The organism is Bradyrhizobium sp. NC92 (assembly GCF_025200865.1).
In the GTDB taxonomy this organism is placed as follows: domain Bacteria; phylum Pseudomonadota; class Alphaproteobacteria; order Rhizobiales; family Xanthobacteraceae; genus Bradyrhizobium.
Window position 1 is genome coordinate 5,069,029 of sequence record NZ_CP104171.1, and the last position, 26,009, is coordinate 5,095,037.

Genomic DNA, 26,009 nt, shown 5'->3' on the forward strand with positions numbered 1-26,009 from the left:
GCCCCCCCAGCGGCCTCAAGGCACAATCAGATGTCGAAGCATTTGAGGCGATCTTTCGTTGGCCGTCAAATCTGCGGCATGCGGATGTCGTCATGCGCCCTTTGCGCCCGGCACGCCATCCTCGACCACAAAGCTCGTCAATCGGCGCACGGCGCTCGCAGCATCCTTGACGTCGTCGAGCGCCTCGAATCCCACGGTGCAATGCCGGGTGTCGAACTCGACGGTCGCATAGCCGCGCTTGTCGCCACGCGCATAGATCAGATGCGGATTCTCCACCAAATCCTTGCGCACGCTGGCCTCGCTCGGCCCGTCGGAAGTGATCGACGTAGCGACAAACTCGGTCGCAATGGTCGGGCCATCCGGGCGGGCGTAATCACGCTTGAGATCGGCGGTAAAGAAGGCGTGACGGTCGCCGCCGATCACGATCGGATTGCGCCGGTGATGCGCAGTAAGCGAATCAAGGAGACGGCGGCGGGCATTGGGATAGCCGTCCCAGCCGTCCATCCAGAAACGTGCGCCATCATCCCCTTCGCGCTTGTCCTGCGCCATCAAAGTCTGCTGCGCGATGATGGTCCAGCGGCCGCCGCAATCGCGCAGGCGCGCATCGAGCCATTGCTCCTGTTCCTGGCCCAGCATCGTCCGCGCTTCGTCGGTCCGGCCTGCGCAGTCTGGCACCCAGGTCGGCCGCCCACTTCCGACACACGCCGATGCCGAGCGATATTGCCGGTCATCGAGCAGCACCACGTCGAGCATCTCGCCGAAGCGATAGTGCTCATAGATGGTCGCGTTCGGGCCCCGCGCGCGCGCCAAAGGCGGCAGTGGCATATGCTCGTGATAGGCCTGATAGGCCGCCGCACGGATCTTCAGAAACTGCTCCGGATCCCGCACGGTGTAGGAGCGATCATTGGCGTAATCGTCCATCACCTCGTGATCGTCCCAGACCGAGAGCCAGGGAAAGGCGGCGTGCGCCGCTTGCAGGTCGGGATCGCTCTTGTAGAGCGCGTAGCGGTTGCGGAACTCCTCGAGCGTCGTCGGAATTCCGACGCCGTGCCGGCGGACGTGGCGCGATCCCCAGGATTTCTCGTAGATGTAGTCGCCGAGATGCACGACGAGATCGAGATCCCGTGCGGCCATGTCGCGATAGGCGGCAAAATAGCCCTGCTCGTATTGCTGGCAGGATGCGAAGGCAAAGCGGAAGGGCCGCGCCGACCCCGCAGGCGCGGTTCGGGTGCGTCCGACCGGGCTGAGCGCCGGACCGGCACGGAAGCGGTACCAGTAGACGCGATCCGGCAGCAAACCCGTCGCCTCGGCATGCACGGAATGCGCGAGCTCGGCCGTGGCCCGCACGACGCCCCGGGAGACGATGCGCGAGAAGGCCTCGTCGTCGGCGATCTGCCATTCAACGTCCACTGACGTGTTCGGCATCCCGCCGCCATCGAGCGGCTGCGGTGCAAGGCGGGTCCACAGGACGACGCGATCCTGGCGCGGACATCCCGAGGCAACACCGAGCGTGAAGGGATCTGCGCTGAACGAGACCGGCGCTCCCCGCACAAAGCCGGCGGGCGCAGCGAAGGCGGCACTCGCCAGCGACCCCACGAGAAAGCGGCGGCGGGGAATCATGCGCGCGCCGGCATCGTTTCGAGCCTGCGACGAATACTCACGGCGAGATCCGGCCGATCGGTCGTGATCTGCCGCACCGGCTGGGCGAGCCAGTAAGCGATATCCTCCGGCTCATTGGTCACCCATGCGCCGAGGCGCTCCGAGCCGAGCACCCTGAGGGCGAGCGGCAGGGCGAGGCCCAGCAGCGACTTTTCGACCGCGACGATGCAGCCGGGAATGTCGGCCAATTGCGCCAGCGCGGGCTCGATCCCTCCCATCATTTCCGCCGAGCGACGGTCGAGCGAAACGAGCACCCGCGCTTCCGGCCATAGCCGGCGAACGGTCTCGATCACCCCCGGCGCGAAGCAGGTAATGACCGCGCGCCGTTCCAGGCCGCGGCGCTTGATATGGTCGATCAGCCGCGCCTCGAGGCCCGAATAGGGATTGCCAAGCGCATCCGTCTTGATCTCGATATGCAGCTCGAGCGTGGTTTCGCTGTACACATCGAGCACCTCGTCCAGGGTCGGAATGCACTCATCGCCGGCATCACGCAGACGCGTTGCCGTCAATTGTCGCAGGCTGCGCGCGCCAACCGGTCCCGTCTCGAAGGTGGTGCGATCGAGCAGCGGATCATGGATCACGACAAGCCCGCCGTCCGTACTCCGATGCACGTCGAACTCGACTGCGTCGACCCCTTCCCTGCACAGATTGCGGAAGCCGGTCAGGCTGTTCTCCGGCCAGAGATTGCGTCCGCCGCGATGCCCGGCGATGAAAACCATGATCAATCCCTATTTGCTGCTGTCGACAAGACCCTTAATGAACCAGCGTTGCAACAGCAGAACGACCAGCACCGGCGGCAACATCGTGAGGAGCGCACCGCTCATGGCAATATTCCAGGCCGGCTCGCTGTCGGAGCGCGGGATCAGGCCCTTCAACGCGATGACCGCCGTTGCCATGTCCTTCTCGGTCGTGAACAGCAGCGGCCAGAGATACTGATTCCAGCCGAACAGGAACAGGATGATGACGAGCGCCACCATGTTCGGGACGGACAGCGGCAGCAGGATGCTCCAGAAGAAGTGCAGCGGCGAGGCACCGTCGAGCCTCGCGGCCTCGCAGAGCTCCTCCGGGATGGTCAGGAAGAACTGGCGAAACAGGAACGTGGCAGTGGCCGAGGCGATCAGCGGCAGGATCAGCCCGGGATAGGTGTTGACCATGTTCCATTCGAGCGCGATCGCGACCTCATGCCCGCTGATCCAGGTCCAGATATCCGCGACATGCAGGGTCTCCAGGAGCCATTGCAGCGGCAGCGCAGCATTGGCCACGGCTTCGAAGGTCGGCACGATCCGAACCTCGATCGGCAGCATCAACGACATGAAGATGAGCCAGAATGCGAGCATTCGGTAGCGGAAGCGGAAGTAGGTGATGGCGAAGGCCGAGAGCAACGACACCGCGATCTTGCCGGCCGTGATGCCGAGCGCCACGATGATCGAATTGGCGAAGGTGCGGCTGAAATTGCCCTTGCTCCAAGCTAGCTGCAGATTGTCGAAGAACTGGCCTCCCGGCAGCCACGGCAACGGCACCTTCTGCACCTCGGCCACCGTGAGCGAGCCCGCCACGAAGGCGAAATACAGGGGCACGCAGACCATCAGCGCGCCCGCGATCAGGACCGCATGGCAGACCATGTTGAGGACCGGCGAGCGTTCGACCATGCGGCTAGACCCCGTAATTGACCTTGCGGTCGAAGTAGCGGAATTGCAGCAGCGTGCAGATCAGCGCAAAGCTCATCAAGAGAACCGATTGTGCGGCCGAAGAACCGAGATCGAGATTGACGAAGCCGTCGACGAAGACCTTGTAGACCAGGATATGGGTCGCACCGGCCGGCCCGCCTTTCGTCACGGCATCGATGATGGCGAAGGTTTCGAAGAAGCCATAGATGAAGTTCATCACCGTGAGGAAGAAGATGGTGGGCCCGAGCATCGGCAGCGCGATCGAGACGAAGCGGCGGATCGGTCCCGCGCCGTCCACGGCGGCGGCCTCCATCAGCGAGACCGGCACCGCGAGCAATCCCACGACTAGGAAGATGTAGTCGTAGCAGATGTGCTTCCAGGACGCGGCGAGCGTCACCAGAATCAGCGCATCGGTCGGATTGAGGTTGGGGTCCCATGCGATGCCGAAACTGTGCAGCACCTGCGCGAGCGGGCCGACCGCCGGATTGAACAGGAAGGCCCACAGGATGCCGGCGATCGCGGGCGCTATGGCATAGGGCAACAGGATGATCGTGCGATAGGCCGAGCGGCCACGTACGATCCTGTCCGTGGCAAAAGCCAGCACGAGCGCGCTGCCCAATGTCAGCACGTTCTGCGCCACCGTGAACCAGAACGTCACCGCGATCGACTGGCGGTAGTCGCTGCTCGCAAGCAGCGCCTTGAAATTATCGAACCAGACGAACTGGACGTTATTGCCGAAGGGATCGCTGAGCAGGACGGACTGCATCAGCGCCCGCAGCGACGGAATGAAGAAGAAGAACAGCAGGATCAGCAATTGCGGCAGCAACAGCAGCGTCGGCAGGCCCGGACCATCGCCGAAATTGGCGCGCTTCAGTCCGGCCTCCTCGCGCCGCCGCGTCTTCCCCGACCTGCGCGAGCTGCCAGCGGCTGCCGCCGGCAGGGCCTTGGACCCGCCGCTCCCGTGCCTTCGCAAAAGCACGGGCGCGCGCGCGTCACGCCACGGGATGGACAGGCGCAGCGTCATGGACGCTCGGTTTCCGGAGTCTTTCCGGCATTCAGCTTCTCGAACTGCCGCAGGATCTCGTTACCCCGCTTGACCGCGTCATCCATGGCCTGCTGCGGCTGCTTCTGGCCGGCGAACACAGCCTCGACCTCCTGGCGCTGGGCCAGCATCGTCTGCACGAAATTGCCGAAGCGGAAGCCGCGCGAATTCTCGTTCGGCGTGCCCCGCGAGAGCTGCAGCACCGCGATCTCCCTGGTCGGATGATCCTTGTAATAACCCCGCTCTCGCGCGAGCGCATAGGCGCGGTTCGTCGCCGGAACATAACCGGTCGCGCCGTGCCACCAGACCTGGGTTTCCGGCTGGGCGACGAAATCCAGAAAAGCCGCGACGGCCTCGTAGCGCTCCGGCGTGAGCCCCTTCATGACCCAGATGGCGCCGCCTCCGATGGTGCTGTTGAGAGGCGGATTGATGTCGCTTTCGTGCGGCAGGAAAGCGGCGCTCCAGCTGATGGTCGCATTGCGCTCGATGTTGCCGTGCGATGCGGTCGAATTGACGAAGGTCGAACACCGGCCCGACGTGAACAATTGCTCGGGACTGAAGCCCTGGCCCGCGATCTGCATCACGCCGTCATCGAGCCATTTCTTGAGCCGCGCGACTTGCGACACAACCTTCGTCTTGTTGTACACGAACTCGGTGCCGAGCCCGTCGAAGCCGTTCGCCAGCGTACCGTAGGGCTGATTGTTGATCGCGCTGTAGTTCTCGAGCAGGCTCCAGTAGAAATCGCCGGGCAGCACCGTGCCGCATTCGCTGATCCCCTTGGACTTGATGGCGTAGAGCTGCTTCTCCAGCTCCTGCCAGGTCTCGGCCGGCTCGTCGAAACCGGCCTTCTGGAAGTGATCCTTGTTGTACCAGAAGATCGGCGTCGACGAGTTGAAGGGCATCGCCGACATCCGCCCCTTGTAGCTCCAGAAGCTCGCCACGGGCTTGATGAAGTCCGAAAAGTCGATCTTGTAACCCTTCTGCTCCACCAGATCCTGCACGGGAACGATGGCCCCTGACAGCAGCATGGTCATGTAACCGCGCTCGGCGATCTGCACCATCTCCGGCGGCCGCTTGGCGCGATAGGCGGCGATCACCCCGTTGGTCACCTCGTCATAGTTCCCCTTGGCAACCGCGACGACCGTGTACTTGTCCTGCGAGGCGTTGAACTTCTCGACCAGCTCATTGAGCCGGTCGCCGAGGACGCCGCTCATGGCGTGCCACCACTGGACCTCGACCCGCGCCTGCGCCGGACCAGCCAGTGTCAACGCACCGAACAAGGCCGCGACGACTGCCATTTTCCTACCCATGGGCAGACCTCCCTGGCTGGGCCATGAGCCCGCCACATACATTTGTATCTCTATAATGACATATGTGTCACGATGATGAAAGAGGGTCCGAACGTCTAACGGCGGGGCGAAGCTTACATCGGGTGCACGCCGTGCCTGTATCCGCCGCTCTGACAGTGAAAAGGGCGATGGGACGCCTGGCCTAGCTCGGCCGACCGTATGCGGGACCGCGAAGGCCGCGACGCGCCGCTCGGTCCAATCTGCCAGCGGTTTGGGGGTGACGGATCTCTCGCAGAACCGACATCGCCTGCATAGCTTAGCCGGGGTCGACATGGTCGCCCGACGCTACCGATCCCAACATTGCCGAGCAGGAGAGGACGGCCAAGGGAAGCGCCAATGCAGCTTCCGTCAAACAAGTGGTCTCGGCGAGCACCTGCGAGGGAACTCTCTGCGGCACTGCCGCTGACAACGTCGCATAGTCCGCTTTGCGCGCCATGGGCTGCCAACTCCGGCGGGTCGCTTTGACCGAAGCAGACAGACTATGACCGCGCGCGTTTGGAAAAATAAGCCTCAATCTTCTCTCTCACTCCTTCGGTGGGAGCTTCCCTGAATTTGACGGTGCTGGGATGAAGAGGGTGCCATGAAGGTGCGCGTGCGAGCCAAGTTTCAGCCGTGGGTTCAAACTTCGATGGATCATCGAGGCTGCCGACGGTAAGCAGCAGCAATTGCGGCCTTGTCGGCCAATGTGCAGAAATTTGACTGCCACATTGATTACAGAAGCCTCTCCGGAATAGACGACCGCTTTCGGCAATGGTTTCGTAGAAGGCCGGCTCTGCCTTCAGATAGCGGAACCTATCGCTCGCAACCATCATGAAGGCAGAGAACGCAGTACCGCTTGACCGTTGGCAGCTTCGACAGTGACACATCAATTGAACAATAGGTTCGTCTGTGCATTCATAGCGAACCTTTTCACACGCGCATCCGCCGGTCAGCATTTTCATCTTTCCGTTCACTGAAGGAGTTGATGTAAGATACGTAAGGAGGGATCGGTCAAATGACGAGCTCCGGTTTTACTCCAGCAGACCCATCCCGTCCCATGACGCCGAGAGCCGCTTCTCGACCTTCTCCGGCTTGGGTCTCACACCTGAATGCGTTTTGCACCAAAGGCTGCTGGCGTGTGGCTTGCTTTCGACGCCTGCCCTTCTGTCCATCGGATGCGCCGCACATTGCGAACGATAGCCGATCGCTCTACGGCGGCCTAACCGAGCGCGACTAAAAGCGTTTCGCCCGTCGCAACCAGCGACCGTTTGCCGGAACCGTCCTCCGCAAACAATTCTGCCCGAGCAAAGGTTTGCTTGCGACCGGCGCGAACCGTCGCGCCTTTCGCGATAAAACCGCGACCGACTGCGGGCCTCAAACAGTTCATGGAGAAATGCGATGCTGTCACGGGCCCGATGAGAGTCGCGGCGGCAAATCCGCAGGCCGTGTCGAGCAACGCCGCGATAGCCCCAGCATGAAGATGGCCGGCATATTGTGTGAGATCATCGCTCCATGGCATTCGGAGCTCCGCCTCTCCGTCGGCGGCCAACACGACTTCGAACCTGAAAAGCCGATTTAAGTTTGCCGCAGCGTTCGCTGCCGTGAGTTCTTGGAGGTTCATTGCCGGACCGCCTGTCATCCGTGTCTCCTTTACCAACATGTCTCTTGTTCGAATTGACGAGCCCGGTGGAGGTCCTGCTCATCGGCAAAACCGATCTGTTCTTTGCTCGAGCGCGCATCTCCCAAAGCGGCAAGACGTCCGACGGGCCGCTGTCTCCTCCGGCTAATTCACCTCGAGACGATCGCGAGCCGCCGAGTGTGACATGCACCTGCAACTACCTACGATGCAAATTTGCTCTGGCAGCAGGTACCGCCGGCACGAACAAGGTCGCCACGCTGCGTCTTCTTGATCCCGTCTGTGGAGGCCTGCGATGTCGTGTCTGCGCAAGCATCGGACCGCGGCGCCGACGCCGTAAGGACCAAAATCAGCCGGATGAAGTGTCACAACCAGCTGCTCTAACTCGTCATGACTTGAGAAAGCCCGACCAAGGTCAGAAAGGGAGCGAGCATGTCGAGGAATATTCTTGTCATTGGCGGAGGTTTTGCCGGCTTTTGGGCAGCGATGGCGGCTCGGCGAGTTGCGAAATCGGCAGCTGATATCACTGTTGTTTCGAGAGAGCCAAGACTGGAAATAAGGCCGCGACTGTACGAAGCCAGGCCAGACACTCTCGCGGTCGATGTTCTTCCGTACCTGGACAAGGTCGACGTGAACTTCGTTCGTGGAGAGGCGGTCGGGCTGGACACGACTGCGAAGATCGTATCGCTCGATGACGCCACCTGCCTCACCTACGATCGCCTGATTGTCGCCACAGGCAGTCGAATGTGTCGTCCGCCAGTGACTGGCGCCGCAGAGGCTTATTCCGTCGACACTCAAGCAGAAGCAATCGCTTTCGATCGGCGTCTGAACGAGCTCGCCCGCGAAAAGAAAGACCCCACCCTCGTCGTCGTTGGTGCGGGCTTTACGGGCATCGAACTTTCGCTCGAGCTGCGCGACCGATTCGTGGCGCACGGCGCAGCCGAGGCTGCTGAACGGATGCATATCGTCTTGATCGACCGCACGGACGTGGTCGGACCTGAGCTTGGGCCTGGGCCGCGTTCGGAGATCGAGCGTGCCTTGCAGTCTGCGCGTATCGAGCTCCGACTTGGCGCGACAATTACGGCGCTGGCTTCGAACCGTGTAAGCTTCGCGGACGGCAGTGCTCTTTCGGCGGATGCCGTCGTGCTCGCGACGGGCATGAGAGCCTCGCCCTTCACGGGTAATGTTCCCGGCGAGCGAGATGAGCTCGGCCGGGTCGTCGTCGACGCAGAGCTCCGGGCTCCCGGCACGCCGGAAGTATTCGTCGCAGGCGACGCTGCGGCGGCCGACACTGGAGATGGACATCGGGCTTTGCAATCCTGCCAACACGCCCTGCAGATTGGGCGCGTTGCCGGCGAGAACGCCGCGCGGGACCTGCTTGGGATGCCCGCTGTGCCGTATTCTCAACTGAACTATGTCACCTGCCTGGACCTCGGTCGATCGGGCGCGGTCAGGACGCAGGGTTGGGATCGACGAGTTGAGCTGACTGGCGCGGAAGGCAAGGCCCTGAAGCGAAAAATCAATACCAAGCTCATCTATCCACCAGCTGATGGCGGGGCTGAAGCTTTGCTTGAAAGCTCGACTATCGATATCGTCAAACGATATGCGATCGACGGGTCGCGATAACTTACCGACGCTTTCAAAAAAGAGGCCGCCACCTGGGGCGGCCTTGGCTTGTATGGGTGACTGCCTCCGAGAACGGCTTGGTCGGGCTCTTCTTTTCAGCTCCCCGGGCATCGCACCGATATATTGGTCGTTGTATCCGCAATCATTATTCACACGACCAGTGGCGGCGGTCACGACCATCTACTCACAACGGGCGGCATTGCGGGTAACAGGATCACCACAACCCATCCAAGATAGGGATTGCGCAAGGAACACAGATCCGCCATTCCGCTGCCACTGCCCGTGTGCCATCACGACGCGCTCTGGCTGCCAGTTCAACACCTTCGCACGCGCCTTGCGCGCCAAACGGCGGTCGAGAAATGATAGACGGAGATCCAGCGGCGCACGCGCACCGGTAAGTGCAGTGATGCCCGACAGACGCGCCAGGCATCGTTGCCATGGCTTCCATTTGGTCCTGAGATAATCCTCGCCAAAGGCCTGGACGAGGTCGCCGAAAATCGCCGTACCGGATGCCCTATGGAAGAATGCGACCTCGTCCAGCAGCGGCGAGCCGCGAAACCAGGCTTGATCGATGTCACGGCTCCAGGCGGCCGGCGACTGATCAGTCAGGCTGCGTTCGAAGGCCAGGTCGGGTCGCTTGCCGATCGTTGACGCTGGCCCCCAAAGATGTGCTTGGGGGAAGCATTCCTGCCACCGTGACAGGAAGAGGTGGTGAAGCTTGTTCGGGCTGACGAGATGCTGCACGGGACCGAGGCTAGCCAGTTCCGCGCGCAGCTCTTCATTGAGTTCGATCGGCGACCAGATCCAGAGATCACCGTCCGAAAGTCTGACGATCACCATGCGGGTGGGATACGGAAATCCGTGGAAGGTCACGTCCGCCCCATCCGCTATCCAGATATTGTCGGCTATCGATTGAAGCATCGCCGTGCTTCCAGAAGCATTAAACGGTGAGTGAGGTGTCGAGCCAGTATGTCAAGGACGTGCTGGCACGCCATCCCGTGGGAGAGCTCTCGTCCCGCTCAGCCGAGAACTCCGCATAGCCATTCAGTCGTTCGAGCTCTGCTGTCCCCGAACCGCTCACGATCTCCCAACGGCCTCGCACGACCGGGCCGGGCTCCATGGCCCCATCAGCCTTTAGCAGAAATGATCCCCTGAGGCCTCCGATTGTGCCTGCGATGCGCTCGTAGCAGATCAAGGTGCCCGTGCCGTCGGAACGTTCGAGCCTCAAGTGCGTGGCCCTCCCTTCGCCGACGATACCGCCGACAAACTTTTCCACCAGACGTGTCTCGACTATGGCAACGCCGCTCGCGTCCGCCTCGCTGAGAACCGACCTGTCGTATTTTTCGACCTCGACCTTGCTCGCTACCGTGCGGGGCTCGCAGCTCCCCTCTCCGGGGGACACCAGGCCGCCCTGAGACCTTGGAGCGGATCGCAAAGCGCCTTCAAGAGAAATCGTCCCTTCCCAGGCTCTTACTGTCGAGTATTCGGCGAGCACACGCAAAGCCTCGTGCATCTCGGCTGCTGTGATGCCAGCCCGAAGCGCCATACAAACGTGCGCTGCAAAGGCCTGTCCGAGAGTACCGCTCACAACATCGATCGCAACACGCAAGGGCCCAGCCCAGGACACATAGAAGCATGCCGAGACGATAAAGGCCCTGTGGTGACGAGACGGTGTTCTGGCTGGATCGCGACAAGTCCACTGAAGCGATTGCCCAGGACGAATACGGGCCACAGCCTCAGCACTCCGCCCATCGTATAGATAACCACGCCACACCAACGCGTTGTGTCGCCGTCAATCGTACCCCAGTCCAATCGGTCCGTGAGAGCCGGAAGCCAGCCGATCAGAATGCCGAGGACCGCGAAAGCGGCAAGGACCCAGCGGTTCGACCGATCCTCACGCACGCCCGGGCTCAAATTGCCGGCGGTGAACATGGATGCAATCGTCAGCACGACCGTAACCACTGTCAGCACCGTCAGTGGTGCATGGGAAAAGAACGGGCGCAGCCCACCCCACCCCAGAATGGCCAAGGCGATAAACGCGGCCGTCCCCAGCCCTGCCGTGATGAGAAGGAGCAGGGAGTGCATATTGCTCTTCTGGATCCGCTGTGAGGACGATCGACCCTGCATTTGTCAAACTTTCCTCGTGGGTTGACTGCTCCCCCGGACTCCCGACAGGACTGCGCACAGCGCCAGCACCAACGCCAAGAATGTCAGCGCCGCACTCGCCGCGTGCCCATATTCCCATTGCAGGCGGACGACGCCGAAATTTTCCGGTATCTCAGTCCAATTCCGTGTGAGTGCGTTCATCGGATAGATAAAGCACCAGAAGATGACCTGGGTGCCAATGAGCAAGGCAAGCGCCCCCAGCGAAAGCCAGCGGGCGACGGGAACGTCCCACATTGCGACGGCATGGCCCAGCGTGCAGCCAACCGCGATGACGATCGCCACACCAAAGAACGCCCACCCGTCGTAAGCCCTTTGCATCGTCATGTAGTCGACCGACGACATCTTCACTTTATTGAACATTTCAAAGAAGTGAGCGCCTTCCGGAATGAGGTAGATGGCGACGGAGACAACGCTAGCGATTCGTAGCAGGCCAGCCCCATATCTCCTTTGGCCGTTGGCAGCCTCAAGCATCGTGGGGTCCTGCCCTGTTGAAAACACGCGTCAGTTTGTCCGGATTCCGAACGACATAAACCTTGCCGATCTTGCCGCTGACAATCTCGAGGGCAATGGTAAGAAGTTCTCCATTTGCCAGCGTCGCCACGCATCCAGGGAGCCCGTTGATCATCGCAGGACGCAGGTCGACAACAGGTTGCACGCGCTTACGCGCCAGACCGGCGAAAAGCGCAACAATCCTCACGCGTCCGACAATCGGATTGAGAGCGGCTCGTCGCTTGCCGCCGCCGTCCGTGTACAACACGGCGTCGTTTGAGAGGATATTCGCCAAGCCATCGACATTTCCGGTTCGATAGGCCGTCATGAACGCCTGGAGGATTTCATTTCCTTTGTCAGGTTCAACCTCGAATCGTGGTCGCGACTCCCGGATGTGCGCACGCGCTCGCGCGGCGAGTTGCCGGCACGTTACCTGATTGCGTCCGAGCAGCCGGGCAACCTCCTCGAACTCGACATCAAAGACGTCATGCAACAGAAAGGCGGCCCGCTCGAGCGGTGAAAGCCGTTCCAGGGCCAGCATCAATCCGATGGACAAATCGGAGGCATAGTCGCTCGCCGTCTCCGCCCCCAGGGTCTCGGCATCCAGCACGGGCTCCGGCAACCATGGGCCGACATAGGTCTCACGCTTTGCGCGGGCGGATTTCATCTGATCAAGACAGATGCGAGTGACGACCTTTGCCAGGAACGCTCGCGGCGACTCGACCCTCGCCCTGTCGGTACCGTGCCATCGAAGGTAGGCTTCCTGCACAGCATCCTCGGCTTCAGTCAACGAGCCAAGCATCCGGTACGCCAAGCCGGTCAAATAACGACGGTGCTTTTCGAACTGGTCTGCCGCCCTGCGCCCGCTCTCTTCAGGCGAGCTTTGCTCCTGTAAGGGGTCCGTCATGGTGCACTCCCGAGGAAGTGATCAAGCTGAAACTCAGCTGGCCTGGGGTTCGTCCGGATGGTGAGCGCGCGCTCCTATGGCAAGGCGGTTGAAGGCATTGATGAGCGCGATTGCAACGGAGAGCGCGATGATCTCATCCTGCGAGAAGCGTCGCTGCACTTCTTCAAACACATCGTCGGGCGCGTGAGTTTCTGCAATCCGCGTCAAACTCTCCGTCCACGCAAGCGCGGCCCGCTCCCGGTCCGAGAACAGCGCCGACTCGCGCCAGGCGTCCAGCAGGAGCAGCCGGGTAGGACTTTCGCCGTGCTTGAAGGCCTCGCCGCTGTGCATGTGCAGACAGAAATTGCACCCGTTGATCTGGGAAGCTCTCACCTTGACCAGTGCGACCAGCTTTGGATCGAGAAGGCTCGCCGCCCAATGATTGGCGGCGCGCATAGCCTCAATGCCCTCATTCGGGCTTGCAAGATTGATGCGGGGTTTCATTTGGCGGCCTCCTTGACTGACTAATGACAAAGAGACGACCGACGGCATCGATCGTGACATGTGCACTGCCTGGAAAAAACAGGGCTGCTTTGCAAAACGTTCCAGGCTCATGCGGATTGCCAGGCGCCGCTCCGCTTCTCCCTCCGGCGACGCCGTCATCTTCGCCAGCGAAGCTCGACTGCAGGGTGTTAACGGATATCGTCCCAGGATCCAGCCCGTTCAGACATCGATCTTCCCCTGGCCAATTGCCATGCCGTTTCGGCCACCCGCCGGCCAAGGAACCTGGCGGTGTCCAGGTCTGATCGGGGCGGCGCCAGACCTGGACCCTGATCCACGTTGGATTGGGCTCCTGCTCCAAGCCAGATTCCAAGCCGGTTCCGCTCTTCATCCGATCCCTGAGATGAGTTATTGGCGGGAGGAAGCCCTAGATTGATCCAATGCATCCCATGCTGGGCAGCAAATAGCGATAGCTGTACAAGAGTCGAGAGCTTGTCTCCGGAACGGGCTCCAGAATTTGTAAAACCTGCAGCAAGCTTTCCGGACCAGGCGAAGCCCTTGGCCAGGACGGGCCGGGACGTGGCTTCCTGAAACGCCTTAAATTCCGCCGACGCACTTCCCATATAGGTCGGCGCACCGAATATGATGGCTTCGCACACCTCAAGGTCGATCCACCGCTGCTGCGCTTCGATTACGTCCATGAGCAGTGCGTGGACACCCCGCACTTCTGCAGCTCCGTCTCGTGCTGCTTCGGCTTGCTTTTTCGTGTGGCCGAAGCCGCTGTGATAGACGACAGCGACCTTGATTGTCGAATCCATTACAATCACCTCTTCCTGCGTACTGACTATTCAAGTACGCCGCCCTGCCGCGCTGCTTTCGTGAATGTCATTGACCTGCTTCGGCGGGTAACATTCGGCGGCGATACTGATCAGACTGTCGCTTCTGGGTCCGGTTGCGCGACAGGATCGACTGACCGGGGTGAAGTACCGCGTGGCGCGAGTAACGCTTCAGGATCTGCAAATCTCGGTGGCCGACCGGCCAGGTTCGCAGCAACAGCCTCGATATGATCCGGAGAGCCGATCAGGGCGTGTTGCTCCCGTCTCTCGCGCGCGAGACCGGCCCCTGCATCACAAGCAACGGCTTCGTTCAAGAGCCGCTTCGCGGCGCGGATTGCGAACGGGCTCCGGGTGGCGATTTCACGTGCGGTCTCCATAGCGGCGGCATGGGGATCTTCGACCACATGCGTGACGAGTCCGTAAGAAAGAGCCTCTTCAGGACCGAAGATTCGACCGGTATAGGTCAGCTCCCTGACGACATCTTCCGCAGCAAGGTGACGCATCAGTTGCGTGCCCGACATGTCGGGCACGAGGCCCCACTTCGACTCGAGCACCGCCAGTTTGGTTCCCGGCGCCACGTAGCGAATATCCGCACCGACAGCGATCTGGAAGCCGCCACCGAACGCCAGGCCATGGACTGCCGCGATCACCGGCACGGGAAGCTGTCGCCATAACCAGACGACATGTTGAGCCCAGTTGGCGATTCCGTGGGACGCTTGAGTAAGATCCGCAAACGGCAGCAAGCTTTCGCCTCGAGAAATTGCATCGAGCCGTTCGAGATCCAGGCCGGCGCAGAAGGCACGGCCTTCGCCAGACAGCACGACTGCTCGAACTGTTATGTCGCGACTGAGCCGCTCACCCACCTCGGCGAGGGCCATGAACATGGAGGGATCCAGAGCATTCATCTTTTCGGGACGATTCATGCGCACGTCAGCAACACTCTCTCCTACGACGATGGTCACGCGATCGTCCGTCATTGGGGCATCTCCACGCTGGTACAATTCGAGGTAACTTCCTCGATGGACGAAACGATCGCGACAAGGGAACCGCTCAAAAAAGGGGAACAACACGCTGAGGATGCTCTCACCGAATGCTCTCCCTCGACCGCTGTCACAGCAGTGACCCGTCTTATCCATCAAAAACACTGACGAGGTGGACGCAGGTGCCGTGACACGGCCCGCGCAAAATTTTGTCAGGGAGCGAACCCAAAAGCGCGCTCTGTCAGCACCAACCCTACAGTCAAGGAGGGACCATCGACCCAAGCCTGTCGGCGCGTGCATTCAGCCCCTTTGACCGGCTTACAAGGTAGCTGTCGAGAAATCACGAGAGGACTAGCATGAGCAGACACATATCGGCCGCACCCATCAAACAATCAATCGTAGTTGATGCTCCTATCGAGCACGCGTTCAAGGTTTTCACTGAAGACTTCGGCAGCTTCAAGCCACGCGAGCACAATCTGCTCTCTGTTCCCATCGCAGAGACGGTGTTCGAGCCACGGGTGGGCGGTCACGTTTTTGATCGGGGTATCGATGGCAGCGAGTGCCGCTGGGCGCGTGTGTTGGCTTGGCACATTCGGGTACTTACTCTCCTCGCATCCGGTGCTTCTGAGCTGGGACATCAGCCCGCGTTGGCAGCCGCGCAGCAATTGCACGGCACGAGGCGTGCGTGCTCGCGGGAACTCTCAGCCAAGCTGGAAGCGGTGCGGCGGCAAGCCGATGCCCCTCTTCGCGCGATAGGGACGCAGGGAGAAGGCGAGCATCAAGCAACTCGCGACCGGAACGTCAGTTCCTCCGACGCCAAGGGATTGCTATGGAGCAATCCGTCCAGCGCAGGGTTGATCGCCATGGGCACAGGCGCTTCTGGGAACAGGCGATGTTCAGCATAGTTGCCAGCCGAATAGCACCGAGTTCGCGTCGGCCGGCGGATATCAGCGCAGCCGTTCTCCGCTCTCGGCAGCGCTCTTAGGAAACTCGGTAGCGAATGCGATGCCAACCCTCCCTATGACTGCGGCCGGTTATGCCGCTCTTCAGAACGAATTAGCCAACCGCATACGAATTGCGCGGCCTCATCTGGCCGAGCGTATTCAGCACGCGATCGCGGACGAGCCCAATCTCATTGAGAATTCGGATAATCAGGCTGCGCTGACCGAGCAAGGCCTCAACGAGGCTCGCATCGCCGAGTTGGAGACCAAACTTGCACGTGCAGAGGTCATCGACGTCTCGAAGCTCTCCGGTGAAATCGTCAAATTCGGCGCGACGGTCACACTGACGGATCAGGATACGGGCGAGGAGCGAATTTGCCACATCGTCGGCGAGCCGGAAGCTGATGCGGCCAGAGGCAAGATTTCAGTCCGCTCACCCCTCGCACGGGCGTTGATAAGTAAGTCCCAGGGTGCAGTCGTAGCTGTCGAGAACCCAGGAGGCGACAAGAGTTACAAGATTGAGCAAGTTAGGTGGCTTCCCTAAATGCAGATGGGCGGCTTTGTGCCAATAGGGTCGGCCAGGGCATTGCTCACCTGAGGATTTGGCTGTGGACCGGCCGCATTGTCTCGCACCCGTTCGCATTAGCGCAAAAGGCGAGTGGATGTACTGCTTGCCTGGATGGGCGGAGCAACTTTCACGACCACAGAACTGGTTTGGCCGCCTCGCACGATGGTAAGCTTCACATCCTGACCGACGCGTGCAAGGCCGATTTTGTTACGAAGTTGTGACGCGGTGCGGATCGGACGGTCATCTGCCATGACCACGATATCATCCCTTCGCAAGCCGGCCTTTTCAGCCGGAGAGTCTGGCGCGACCTCCGCGATCACCGCCCCTTCGTTGCGGCCTTGGTTGGTCGACCGTTGGAGTTCGCGCAGTGAAACGCCAATGCGGCCACGCTCAACGTGTCCCTGAGCTACAATCTGCTCCATAACTAGCCGGGCCATATTCGCGGGAATTGCAAAGCCGATCCCGACATTCCCTCCGCCCGGCGAAATGATTGCGGAGTTGATGCCGACCAACTCGCCGCGAAGATTCACCAATGCGCCGCCGGAATTTCCTGGATTGATCGCAGCGTCGGTCTGGATGAAGTCCTCGTAGCCTTCCTTGCTCAAGCCAGTCCGACCCAGCGCACTGACGAGCCCGGACGTAACGGTCTGGCCGAGTCCGAAGGGATTTCCGATCGCAAGCACGAAATCCCCGACTTCAAGCGCATCACTGTCGGCGAAAGGAAGCCCCTGAAGGCCGGCAGGGTTTGGGATCTGCAGCACTGCGACGTCAGTCGGCGCGTCGCGCCCGATCACCTTCGCAGATAGCTGCCGGCCATCCTTGGTCGTTATCTGAACGACTGAAGCGCCTTCGACAACGTGATTATTGGTCAACACATAGCCGCGCCTGGCATCGACGATGACGCCCGAACCCGTCGAATTGATTTCCTTCTCGACCTGCTTGGGAATGTCGAAGAACTCACGAAAGAACGGATCGCGGTAAAGTGGATTGTCCTCGCGAACACGGCCGTGCACGGAAATATTCACGACCGCCGGTGTCACCTGTCGAACCACGGGCGCCAATGTTGGCACAGAACCACCCGTCTTCTGGTCCGGCACTTGAGCTACTGCCGGATGAGAAGCGGAGAGCACAACAAACAGAAGCCACGCCAATATTGTTCGTTGTCCTGACATTCAATCACCCTCGCATGGGATCACCAGGCAGCGGCAGAATCGCCCGTTGCAATGCTACGATCGGAATTGCCCAGAACGCCGCGGCATGACCGAGCAGCACGATGCCTAGGACAGCGTCCGTGATCATCGCAGGGACCTCCGCTGTGCGGCGGCCCAGGGCCGCCGCATCCGCATGGGGACGCCACCGCCACGGGGCGGATCATCATCGCCGTCTCCGTCGAGTTGCCGCAACGCTGCCAGTATGTCTGCCAACTTCACAGCGTGGCCCGTTCCGGGGACCTCCCGCAGGTCGGGACAGGATTCGACGGCGTACATGTCCGACGCCCACGAGGACAGGATGATCCGCTTCTCAGGCGTCGAGAGCTCCTTGTCATTCAGGACTTCTGCCGGAGAAAAATAGTGAGCGGCAGGGTGGAGGAATGGGTGAAGACCACCGCCATCGATTTTTACGTTAGTCATGGCTCGCCTCCCTATTACTCCTTTCCAGGGGATGGTGCTCGAGATTTAGGTGGCGGCGTGCTCGATGTCGCTACCCACGTTCGATGAGATCGGACAGAGAGCGAGCGACTTCCGTTGAGAATCGCCCGTCGATGGATCGAGGCTACTAAGCGGCCTTCTTCTGCTCAATCTGCGCCGAAGCCGCCGCTCCACTTCCGATCTGGATCTTACGCGGCTTCATCGCTTCCGGAATTTCCCGAACGAGATCAATGATCAAGAGCCCGTCCCGGAAGGATGCCTGCTTCACCTGAACGTAGTCAGCAAGGCTGAAGACACGCCGGAACGGTCGCGCTGGAATACCTTGATAGAGATACTCCCGCGCAACACCGTCGGACTTCCTGCCTTCGATCGTGAGAGCATTCTGCTCGGCCGTCACGGAGATATCGTTGGCGTCGAAGCCGGCCACCGCCAGCGTGATTCGATAGTGGTCCTCGCCGGACCGCTCGATATTATACGGCGGGTAGTTGTCCTCGGTCGGCTGGCGCGACATGCCGTCGACGAGGTCGGCCAGATGATCGAAGCCGACCGTGGTGCGCCAAAGTGGTGCGAAATCAAGTGTCCTCATAGCCAAGTCCTCCAGAGAGCAATATGGATACGAAGCAAGGCCGGATCGGAGTTTCGATTATCGTCGAACACCCGGTCCAGCCTCGTGCCGAGCCCGGCCTGGCGCTCGACACACCGCAGTTGCGGTCGAGAAACGAACTAGAATTGACGCTCGTGAATTCAAGAGGCTGTGCGCTTTTTTTGATCGAGCCTCGCCTGATGGCTCAGCGACTACGCGGCCAAGCGATCCGGGTGAGCGCCCTGGCGTAGGACATCCATCACTCGCTGCTCTCGCTCAATCCGGGCTTGATAGAGCTGGCGCTCTTGCTCGCTCCTCGCAGTTGAGAGCAGGCGCTCGTAGTGACCGATCACCTTCTGACAGCCTCTGATGAGGAAGTCGCGGACGCCAAGCTCGACTGCTGTGCTTGAGGCTGCATCGGAGTTCCCGCGCACAGAATACCTCGCTGAATTCGCTTCAAGCATGATTGTCGCTCGCTCTTGATGACCTTGCATAAGGTAGCGAGCGGCCTTCGCAGGCCGCTCACTGCCGTTCAGCTTGCTGCCACCAGTCCGGCGGGATGGGGCGTCGGCTGCGGCCAAATACCTGTCGGCGCGGAGGTCGGCGGCAGCAAGATGTCGATCTTCATCGTTGCCGCCGCAGGCTGCCACTTCAACCACGGCATCGTGTCGAGATACGGGATTGGCGGCAGTGGCAGTCCAGTGAACGCACTCTGCGTGGCCACGGCCCCGTGCGGGCTTTCCAGGCCGTAAGCACCGAAGGCGGTCAGGGACATTGCGCTGCCCATAAGCAGAGCGAGCAGGTGTCGCCGCAGATTGCGGTTGGTCTTTGTCCGGGCGGAGAACGTATGGTGATGGCTCAGCATCTATACTCCTCCCATCGTTCGAAAGCAGATCCCGGCAATGGTGACAAAGCTCAGGTGGAACATGAACCAGTGGATCGCGCCCTGCCTCATCCTGAGCCGACGACGATTAGGCTTGTTCATGGGACACTCCATCTTTGGAAGCGGTCTTCTCTCCTCTCATCGGTGGAGCCCGGCCTTGATCGGCCGGGCTCTCTCGTTCAGAAGTCCATGGCGGGAGCGGCCGGAGCCGGTTCGGCCTTCTTCGGCTTCTCGGCCACGAGAGCCTCGGTGGTAATCAGAAGCGAAGCGACCGACGCGGCGTCCTGCAAGGCGGTGCGGACGACCTTGGCAGGATCGATCACGCCGGCTTTCACCAGGTCCTCGTACTCGCCAGTGGCCGCGTTGAAGCCCCAATTGTAGCTGTGGTGCTCCAGAAGCTTCCCGACGACCAGTGAGCCATCCTCGCCGGCGTTCTGCACGATTTGGCGAGCCGGCACCTGGATTGCACGGCGGACGATATCGATACCGGCCTTTTGGTCGGCATTTGACGTCTTGATGCCGTCAAGCGCCTTGAGGGACCGCAGAAGCGCCACCCCGCCGCCGGGGAGAATGCCCTCCTCCACCGCTGCGCGGGTCGCATGCATCGCATCGTCGACACGGTCTTTGCGCTCCTTGACTTCGACCTCCGTCGCACCGCCCACCCGGATCACGGCGACGCCTCCGGCAAGCTTGGCGAGGCGCTCTTGCAGCTTTTCGCGATCGTAGTCGGAGGTTGTGTCCTCGATCTGGAGCCTGATTTGCTGGGCACGCGCCTCGATATCCTTCTTGGCGCCCGCGCCGCCGACGATGGTGGTATTGTCCTTGTCGATGACCACCTTCTTGGCGCGCCCGAGCATCTTCACGGTCACGTTTTCCAGCTTGATGCCGAGGTCCTCGCTGATGACGTTGCCGCCGGTCAGGATCGCGATGTCCTCCAGCATGGCCTTGCGGCGATCGCCGAAGCCAGGTGCCTTAACGGCCGCGACCTTCAGTCCGCCACGCAATCTGTTGACGACCAATGTCGCAAGCGCTTCACCTTCGATGTCCTCTGCGATGATCAGGAGCGGCTTACCGGACTGAACGACCTGCTCCAACAACGGCAGCATGGTCTGCAAGCCGGACAGCTTCTTCTCGTGAATCAGAACGTAGGGATCCTCGAGTTCGACGCGCATCTTCTCGGGGTTCGTGACGAAGTAGGGCGAGATGTAACCGCGGTCGAACTGCATGCCCTCGACCACTTCGAGTTCGGTATGCAGGCTCTTGGCCTCCTCGACGGTGATCACGCCCTCATTCCCGACCTTGTTCATGGCGTCGGCCAGGAAGCGGCCGATCTCGGTATCACCATTGGCCGAGATTGTGCCGACCTGGGCGATCTCGTCATTGGCGGTGATTTTCTTGGCATGGGATTTCAGATCGGTGACGATGGCCTCGACAGCGAGGTCAATCCCCCGCTTCAGGTCCATCGGGTTCATGCCGGCGGCGACGGATTTGCTGCCTTCCTTGAAGATGGCCTGAGCGAGCACGGTCGCCGTCGTGGTCCCGTCGCCGGCTGCATCGCTCGTCTTTGAGGCGACCTCGCGGACCATCTGCGCGCCCATGTTCTCGAACTTGTCCTCCAGTTCGACCTCTTTGGCGACGGTTACGCCATCTTTGGTGATGCGCGGCGCACCGAACGATTTCTCGATCACGACGTTACGCCCCTTCGGACCGAGTGTGACCTTCACCGCGTTTGCCAGTGTGTCGACGCCCCGCAGCATGCGCTCTCGGGCCTCGGTTGCGAACTTCACGTCCTTGGCAGCCATTTTGATCTCTCCTTTCCTCTATGACTGTCAGCGCGCTAAGCTGCCTTCTTGACGGTCGCTGTCGTGTCGACAACACCTAGAAGGTCGCTCTCCTTCATGATCAGGAATTCCTCGCCGTCGATCTTGACCTCCGTGCCCGACCACTTGGCGAACAGGACACGGTCACCGGGCTTGACGTCGAGTTGAACGAGCTGGCCCTGCTCGTTGCGTGCGCCTGGGCCAGTGGCGACAATCTCGCCCTGCTGCGGCTTCTCCTTTGCTGTGTCTGGAATGATGATACCGCCGGCGGTTTTCTCTTCGGCGTCGAGACGTCGCACGAGCACGCGATCGTGCAAGGGACGGAAATGCATGCACATCCTCCTTGGGTAGGTTCAGCGATGTCCAAAATCCGGGTCCGTAACGGCCCCCGGGCGAAAAAGCACCTAGGAGCGAGGGATCTACTTTCAAGAGGAAGGAAGAAAATTTTTATGGCGAAGGCCGGCTCGTGGCTATCGCTCGCGGCTTGCACCCGGAGTCGTCGCCGTGTCCAGAATCGCTCGCCGCACGTTGAAAACTTAGATCATCAAACCGAGATGTTTTCTCGGCTGCGGAGCAAGCTCTGCGCAGCAAATTGGGCATCTTCGAAAGGAGGATAACCAGAGATGCGGACTTTATTGGTACTTGCTGCTCTACTCGGGATGGTGGTATCGCTGCAGGCGAAAGAGGCGGATTCGTCGCGAGCAGTGCGAAGCCCCGACGCCGCCGTTAAGCAGTTTGTCAGCAATCAAAGCGGCCAGCCGCGGGGCAAGCCCGCAAGGACAAGGTCCGATGGCGGCAAGGGCCGTGAATTCTCGGCGGAAGCCATCGTGCCTGATATCTGCACCGGCTGCTGATCCATCGATCAGCAGCCGGCCAACGATTTTTCGTGTTCTGCTTCTAATATGCGCTTGCTGAAGCAGCCTCAATATCCGGAAGGCGTGCGCACATTATCGTCTTGATGCGCTTCAGCGCACGCTGCTCGATCTGGCGGATACGCTCACGAGAAATCCCGAAGGTATTGGCAAGATCGTCAAGCGTGCTTTGCTCTTCCGCCATGTAACGGGCTTCGACGATGGTGCGTTCTCGCGGAGAGAGCGCACTCAGCGCCTCCGAGAGTGCAGCCTTCTGCCGTTCACGGTCTCCGGTCTCCACAAGCTGGGTTTCAGGATCAGGAGATGAATCGGCGAGCCTGTCTTGCCATTGTTCGCCTTCTTCGTCACTGAGCTGAACGTTCAGCGTCATATCGCCACGGATCCGCCCGTTCATCTCGACGACGTCGGTTTCCCTAACCTGAAGATGTTCAGAGATCTGCTTCACCTGCTCCGGCGAAAGCTCGCCATCGTCCGGCGCACCAAGGCGTCTCTTCAACTTTCGAAGGTTGAAGAACAGCTTTTTTTGCGCTGCCGTTGTGCCGAGCTTGACGAGTGACCACGATCTCAGGACGAACTCCTGCACGGACGCCTTGATCCACCAAGCGGCATAGGTCGCCAGGCGAAATCCCTTCTCAGGGTCGAACCGCTTGACGGCCAGCATCAATCCGACGTTGGCTTCCGAGATGAGGTCGGCGATGGGCAATCCATAGCGCCGATATTTCAGCGCGATCTTGGCGGCCAATCGCAGATGGCTCGTCACCAGACGGTAGGCAGCTTCGCGATCCCCAGAATCCCGAAGACGCCTTGCGTACATCACTTCTTCGGATGCATCGAGCAGCGGGAAGCTACGGATCTCCTGCAGATACCGGGACAACCCGGCTTCCGAATGGATGGCAGGGAGGGCTGACTTGATTGACATGACTTGCCCTCCCTCAGAAGCCATCGCCGCTCTTGAGCTCTAACGAGCGGCCAGAGGGAAGACGCAGCCGCGGGGACCCACCGAGGTGAGCGAGACTGATCGACTGCCAAGCGATGACACAGGTAGCTTTCATATCCATATCCTCCATGGAGCAAAATGGTACGAGCCGCCGTGTCGCCTGGCTTAGCTGGGCCCTGAGGCGCCCAACGGCACTCAGGCCGGCGGCGCCAAAAGAACTGCGAACCCAATGGGTTGTTCCCCGTATCAGCTAGCCAATTCGTCGGAAGCCAAGCTGCCACGGCCCGATGAGGCGAGGGACGAGACCGACGCTTGAGGCCTACTCTCCTGCTCGCTATGACCTCCTCGATCGAGGTGAAGTGCGAATGCGCTTGTGCCGGGAGCCTCTAGCCCGGCGCGGAGTTGCATGCTCGGGATCAGGTAATCGCCACCATTCTGTCGCCGGTACGGAATGGGCGTGGTGGTCGCGAGCGCGCGCATCCGCTCACGCAATTCTTCGGCAATAGGCGCAAAACCGGCGTCGTCCAGCCGGTCCACGCGATAGACCACGAAGGGCGGAAGGACTTCATAGCCGGGATAGTAGAGAATGCCGTGATTGATGGGGAACAGCAGGTCGTCGATCGGCCCGTTGACGCCGCGATCGGAATAGTGCTCCTCCCATCCACCGGCAGTCACGACCAGCATCGCGCGCTTGCCCTTCAAAGTCCCGTCGCCATAGCGATCGCCCCACCGCTTGTCGCTGTGTTCGCCGACCCCATACGCGAAGCCGTAGGCGAACACCCGGTCGACCCAGCCCTTGAGGATCGCCGGCATCGAAAACCACCACAATGGAAATTGCAGGATCAGGACATCCGCCCACAACAGCTTTTCGATCTCGGCTTTCACGTCGCCGGTCAACGTCCCCGTCTCGAAAGCCTGCTTGGAGGCCGCGGCCGGCTTGAGCCGTTTACCTTGCCCGAGCGACGGAAAGTCCCCTCTGCCGACCTCCGACTTCCAGCCCTGGGCATAGAGATCCGACACCTGCACCTCGTGGCCGAGCCGCTTGAGCTCCCTGACAGCGACGTCTAGCAGCGCGCCGTTCAGCGAGCGCGGCTCCGGATGGGCGAAGACAATCAATACTTTCATGACAGCACCTCCTGATGAGTGACGCTGATCAGGTGGCGCGCGAAGCCGCGATCTAGTAGATGTGAGCAATGGATATGATTGTGCCGAAAAATGGATAAATCAGAAGTCACCCTTGAGCGCATGCGCAGCTTCGTCCGGGTCGCCGAGCGGGGCAATCTGTCCGCCGTCGCGCGCGAGCTGGAAGTCGGGCAGTCAACGGTGACGCGCCATTTGCGGGAGCTGGAGGACGCGGTCGGCGTGCCGCTGCTCAGCAGAACCACGCGCCGGGTGACGATGACTGAAGAGGGGGCGCGCTATTATCGCCACTGCGTCCAGATCCTCCGCCAGGTTGATTTGGCCGGCGAGGAAGCGCGCAGCACACGCGGCGCGGCAGCGGGTACGGTACGCATCTCGTGCACCGCGGCCTTCGGAGTACTGCACGTCAGCCGTTTCATCTTCGCTTTTCAGGACCGCCATCCGGACATCCTGGTTGATCTGAGCCTCACGGATGAGCGCATCGACCTCGTGCAGGAAGGCGTCGATATTGCCCTCCGGCTTGGGCCACTTGGTGACAGTTCGATGAAGCTGAAGGCGCTGGGCCAATCCCGCCGAATGCTCGTCGCCGCACCGAGCTATCTAGCCGAACGCGGCAAGCCGGCACGGCCGCAAGACTTGGCAGATCACGAAGGCGTCAGGATGTCTAATATCGCAGGCAGCGATCTACTCGTACTGCATGGTCAGCGCGGCGGACGCCATGTGGTGCCATTCGGGGGTCGCTTGCGCGTTGATCATGGACTTGCAGCAAGAGAGGCCCTCGTAGCTGGACGCGGGATAGCGCCTGCACATCTCTGGCTGGTCGAGGATCTCCTCGCCGCCAACAAGCTCGAAGTGGTGCTTCCCGAATTTTCGCCACCCTCCGTTCCGCTGAACATGCTGATCGTACCGGAACGTTTGGGCATCGCCCGAGTGCGCTTGCTTACCGACTTTCTCTCGGCACAGATCGCGCAAACGCCTGGGATCAAGAAGCAGGCTCCTGGAGGCTAGAGAGCCGGCGGTGCAGAGGGCCAAATCTGGAGGACTGCACTGCCGCAGCTTTTCACGAGAGCCTCCGGACCAGACCACATCGGCCCCAGCCTGGAGGTTTTTCCGGATCGAAAAACGAGCTGGGACCGAGCGGTCTGCCGCTGTCTCGTCGGCAAACGCCGCGTTCATCCCAAAAAATCATCGCGTTGGGATTCAAATTTGTGAATCCCCGGTCGGCGGGTGGCGTATATCGCGCCTGCAATGTTGCGCGGGCACCTCATGCTGCCGGCTCCTTCCCGTAACCGGCTGTCTGGGCAGGAACACCCTGCAAGGTCCCTTTGCGCTCGCGCGCCCCGGAAGAAGGCCCGGCGGGAACCGGGCCTTCTTTTCATCACCAGTACCAGTACGGATAAACCGGAGGATAATAGCGGACTACCCGGTACGGACGGCCATAGTAGTAGGGCGGGCCATAGACCGGTCCATAATAGACCGGTGGTGCGGTGGCGGCCGCTAGTGTTCCAGCGAACAATCCGAGAGCAAGCCCGGGACCGATACCCGGACCGCCCCAGCCGTGATGACGCCAATGGGCCGAAGCCGGCGCAACTGATCCGATGAGGAGCGTTGCCGCCGCGACGACTGCAAGAGCAAGCTTTCTCATGTCGTTTCCCTCAAGTTACTACGCGCTCTGCGCACTTGTCCTTGTCATGGTCCACTTCGCCGAGCCTCGGTTCGGCTATACAGTGAATTAGAACTGTCCGGGGCGAGTTCAAGTAACGTTCTCAACGCGGTGGTGGACCAGCTCTAGCTGGGGCG

The 26,009-nt window shown here is 60.8% G+C and carries 30 protein-coding genes; 6 read left to right on the forward strand and 24 right to left on the reverse strand.

What is annotated here, in order from left to right; translation table 11 throughout:
- Nucleotides 1-90: 90 nt before the first annotated feature.
- The 7 genes from N2602_RS23790 to N2602_RS23820 all read right to left on the reverse strand — a co-directional run bounded on the left by N2602_RS23790 (nt 91) and on the right by N2602_RS23820 (nt 7,335).
- Nucleotides 91-1,620 (reverse strand): alkaline phosphatase, encoded by a 1,530-nt coding sequence (locus tag N2602_RS23790; protein ID WP_260379636.1) that lies wholly within the window; start codon nt 1,618-1,620, stop codon nt 91-93.
- Nucleotides 1,617-2,378, reverse strand: coding sequence for a glycerophosphodiester phosphodiesterase family protein (locus tag N2602_RS23795; RefSeq protein ID WP_260379637.1), 762 nt, complete (start codon nt 2,376-2,378; stop codon nt 1,617-1,619). Before N2602_RS23795 ends, N2602_RS23790 begins: the two co-directional genes overlap by 4 nt.
- A 9-nt stretch (nt 2,379-2,387) precedes the next feature.
- Nucleotides 2,388-3,308 carry an ABC transporter permease subunit gene (locus tag N2602_RS23800; RefSeq protein WP_260379638.1) on the reverse strand — a complete coding sequence of 307 codons (921 nt, stop codon included), beginning with the start codon at nt 3,306-3,308 and terminating at the stop codon, nt 2,388-2,390.
- A gap of 4 nt (nt 3,309-3,312) precedes the next feature.
- Complete coding sequence (locus N2602_RS23805) at nt 3,313-4,350, reverse strand: ABC transporter permease subunit (protein WP_260379639.1); 1,038 nt, start codon at nt 4,348-4,350, stop codon at nt 3,313-3,315.
- Nucleotides 4,347-5,678, reverse strand: coding sequence for an extracellular solute-binding protein (locus N2602_RS23810; protein ID WP_409241843.1), 1,332 nt, complete (start codon nt 5,676-5,678; stop codon nt 4,347-4,349). Before N2602_RS23810 ends, N2602_RS23805 begins: the two co-directional genes overlap by 4 nt.
- 518 nt (nt 5,679-6,196) lie before the next feature.
- Nucleotides 6,197-6,658 (reverse strand): GFA family protein, encoded by a 462-nt coding sequence (locus N2602_RS23815; protein ID WP_260379640.1) that lies wholly within the window; start codon nt 6,656-6,658, stop codon nt 6,197-6,199.
- Between the two features lie 257 nt (nt 6,659-6,915).
- Nucleotides 6,916-7,335 (reverse strand): PaaI family thioesterase, encoded by a 420-nt coding sequence (locus N2602_RS23820; protein WP_260379641.1) that lies wholly within the window; start codon nt 7,333-7,335, stop codon nt 6,916-6,918.
- A gap of 429 nt (nt 7,336-7,764) precedes the next feature.
- Here N2602_RS23820 and N2602_RS23825 point away from each other — a divergent pair, with 429 nt between their 5' ends.
- Nucleotides 7,765-8,958 carry an NAD(P)/FAD-dependent oxidoreductase gene (locus N2602_RS23825; RefSeq protein ID WP_260379642.1) on the forward strand — a complete coding sequence of 398 codons (1,194 nt, stop codon included), beginning with the start codon at nt 7,765-7,767 and terminating at the stop codon, nt 8,956-8,958.
- 180 nt (nt 8,959-9,138) lie between these two features.
- Here N2602_RS23825 and N2602_RS23830 read toward each other — a convergent pair whose 3' ends face one another.
- The 8 genes from N2602_RS23830 to N2602_RS23865 form a co-directional block, all read right to left on the reverse strand.
- A complete protein-coding gene (locus N2602_RS23830; RefSeq protein ID WP_260379643.1) occupies nt 9,139-9,879 on the reverse strand; it encodes a DUF4336 domain-containing protein in 741 nt (246 codons plus the stop codon).
- A gap of 19 nt (nt 9,880-9,898) precedes the next feature.
- On the reverse strand, nt 9,899-10,567 hold the full coding sequence (locus tag N2602_RS23835; RefSeq protein ID WP_260379644.1) for a DUF3224 domain-containing protein: 669 nt from the start codon (nt 10,565-10,567) through the stop codon (nt 9,899-9,901).
- On the reverse strand, nt 10,543-11,043 hold the full coding sequence (locus N2602_RS23840; RefSeq protein ID WP_260379645.1) for a hypothetical protein: 501 nt from the start codon (nt 11,041-11,043) through the stop codon (nt 10,543-10,545). The genes N2602_RS23835 and N2602_RS23840 overlap by 25 nt, the downstream gene beginning before the upstream one ends.
- 45 nt (nt 11,044-11,088) lie before the next feature.
- Nucleotides 11,089-11,595 (reverse strand): hypothetical protein, encoded by a 507-nt coding sequence (locus tag N2602_RS23845; RefSeq protein WP_260379646.1) that lies wholly within the window; start codon nt 11,593-11,595, stop codon nt 11,089-11,091.
- Nucleotides 11,588-12,520 carry a sigma-70 family RNA polymerase sigma factor gene (locus N2602_RS23850; RefSeq protein WP_260379647.1) on the reverse strand — a complete coding sequence of 311 codons (933 nt, stop codon included), beginning with the start codon at nt 12,518-12,520 and terminating at the stop codon, nt 11,588-11,590. Before N2602_RS23850 ends, N2602_RS23845 begins: the two co-directional genes overlap by 8 nt.
- 33 nt (nt 12,521-12,553) lie before the next feature.
- On the reverse strand, nt 12,554-13,003 hold the full coding sequence (locus tag N2602_RS23855; protein WP_260379648.1) for a carboxymuconolactone decarboxylase family protein: 450 nt from the start codon (nt 13,001-13,003) through the stop codon (nt 12,554-12,556).
- Between the two features lie 188 nt (nt 13,004-13,191).
- Nucleotides 13,192-13,818, reverse strand: a complete 627-nt coding sequence (locus N2602_RS23860; protein ID WP_260379649.1) for a flavodoxin family protein — start codon at nt 13,816-13,818, stop codon at nt 13,192-13,194.
- 110 nt (nt 13,819-13,928) lie between these two features.
- A complete protein-coding gene (locus N2602_RS23865) occupies nt 13,929-14,813 on the reverse strand; it encodes a crotonase/enoyl-CoA hydratase family protein (RefSeq protein WP_260379650.1) in 885 nt (294 codons plus the stop codon).
- 359 nt (nt 14,814-15,172) lie between these two features.
- On the opposite strand from N2602_RS23865, the gene N2602_RS23870 reads away from it, so the two are divergent.
- Together N2602_RS23870 and greA are read left to right on the forward strand one after the other, a co-directional pair.
- On the forward strand, nt 15,173-15,721 hold the full coding sequence (locus tag N2602_RS23870) for a hypothetical protein (RefSeq protein ID WP_260379651.1): 549 nt from the start codon (nt 15,173-15,175) through the stop codon (nt 15,719-15,721).
- 100 nt (nt 15,722-15,821) lie between these two features.
- Nucleotides 15,822-16,301 (forward strand): transcription elongation factor GreA, encoded by a 480-nt coding sequence (gene greA / locus N2602_RS23875; RefSeq protein ID WP_260379652.1) that lies wholly within the window; start codon nt 15,822-15,824, stop codon nt 16,299-16,301.
- 98 nt (nt 16,302-16,399) lie between these two features.
- On the opposite strand, the gene N2602_RS23880 is transcribed toward greA, so the two are convergent.
- The 3 genes from N2602_RS23880 to N2602_RS23890 all read right to left on the reverse strand — a co-directional run bounded on the left by N2602_RS23880 (nt 16,400) and on the right by N2602_RS23890 (nt 18,560).
- Entirely contained in the window at nt 16,400-17,497 is a 1,098-nt protein-coding gene (locus N2602_RS23880; protein WP_260379653.1) for a trypsin-like peptidase domain-containing protein, read from the reverse strand.
- A 123-nt stretch (nt 17,498-17,620) separates the two neighbouring features.
- Entirely contained in the window at nt 17,621-17,956 is a 336-nt protein-coding gene (locus N2602_RS23885; RefSeq protein ID WP_232955843.1) for a hypothetical protein, read from the reverse strand.
- A 145-nt stretch (nt 17,957-18,101) separates the two neighbouring features.
- A complete protein-coding gene (locus tag N2602_RS23890) occupies nt 18,102-18,560 on the reverse strand; it encodes an Hsp20 family protein (protein WP_260379654.1) in 459 nt (152 codons plus the stop codon).
- Nucleotides 18,561-18,583: 23 nt separating this feature from the next.
- Here N2602_RS23890 and N2602_RS23895 point away from each other — a divergent pair, with 23 nt between their 5' ends.
- Nucleotides 18,584-18,808, forward strand: a complete 225-nt coding sequence (locus tag N2602_RS23895) for a hypothetical protein (protein WP_260379655.1) — start codon at nt 18,584-18,586, stop codon at nt 18,806-18,808.
- 281 nt (nt 18,809-19,089) lie between these two features.
- Here the strand turns inward: N2602_RS23895 and N2602_RS23900 are convergent, their stop codons facing one another.
- The 3 genes from N2602_RS23900 to groES form a co-directional block, all read right to left on the reverse strand.
- Nucleotides 19,090-19,422, reverse strand: a complete 333-nt coding sequence (locus N2602_RS23900; protein ID WP_260379656.1) for a hypothetical protein — start codon at nt 19,420-19,422, stop codon at nt 19,090-19,092.
- A 197-nt stretch (nt 19,423-19,619) separates the two neighbouring features.
- The gene (groL, locus tag N2602_RS23905) at nt 19,620-21,242 is read right to left on the reverse strand and encodes a chaperonin GroEL (protein WP_260379657.1); all 1,623 of its coding nucleotides are present in this window, start codon (nt 21,240-21,242) and stop codon (nt 19,620-19,622) included.
- A gap of 35 nt (nt 21,243-21,277) precedes the next feature.
- The gene (gene groES / locus N2602_RS23910) at nt 21,278-21,592 is read right to left on the reverse strand and encodes a co-chaperone GroES (protein ID WP_232955838.1); all 315 of its coding nucleotides are present in this window, start codon (nt 21,590-21,592) and stop codon (nt 21,278-21,280) included.
- A gap of 291 nt (nt 21,593-21,883) precedes the next feature.
- Between groES and N2602_RS23915 the strand changes: the two genes are divergently transcribed.
- The gene (locus N2602_RS23915; RefSeq protein ID WP_232955837.1) at nt 21,884-22,114 is read left to right on the forward strand and encodes a hypothetical protein; all 231 of its coding nucleotides are present in this window, start codon (nt 21,884-21,886) and stop codon (nt 22,112-22,114) included.
- A gap of 43 nt (nt 22,115-22,157) precedes the next feature.
- Here N2602_RS23915 and rpoH read toward each other — a convergent pair whose 3' ends face one another.
- Both rpoH and N2602_RS23925 read right to left on the reverse strand, forming a co-directional pair.
- Nucleotides 22,158-23,051 carry an RNA polymerase sigma factor RpoH gene (gene rpoH / locus N2602_RS23920; RefSeq protein ID WP_232955836.1) on the reverse strand — a complete coding sequence of 298 codons (894 nt, stop codon included), beginning with the start codon at nt 23,049-23,051 and terminating at the stop codon, nt 22,158-22,160.
- Between the two features lie 264 nt (nt 23,052-23,315).
- Entirely contained in the window at nt 23,316-24,194 is an 879-nt protein-coding gene (locus N2602_RS23925) for an NAD(P)H-dependent oxidoreductase (RefSeq protein ID WP_260379658.1), read from the reverse strand.
- Between the two features lie 90 nt (nt 24,195-24,284).
- Here N2602_RS23925 and N2602_RS23930 point away from each other — a divergent pair, with 90 nt between their 5' ends.
- Nucleotides 24,285-25,217 (forward strand): LysR family transcriptional regulator, encoded by a 933-nt coding sequence (locus tag N2602_RS23930; RefSeq protein ID WP_027562097.1) that lies wholly within the window; start codon nt 24,285-24,287, stop codon nt 25,215-25,217.
- Nucleotides 25,218-25,587: 370 nt separating this feature from the next.
- Here N2602_RS23930 and N2602_RS23935 read toward each other — a convergent pair whose 3' ends face one another.
- Nucleotides 25,588-25,854 (reverse strand): hypothetical protein, encoded by a 267-nt coding sequence (locus N2602_RS23935; RefSeq protein WP_084334648.1) that lies wholly within the window; start codon nt 25,852-25,854, stop codon nt 25,588-25,590.
- Nucleotides 25,855-26,009 lie beyond the last annotated feature (155 nt).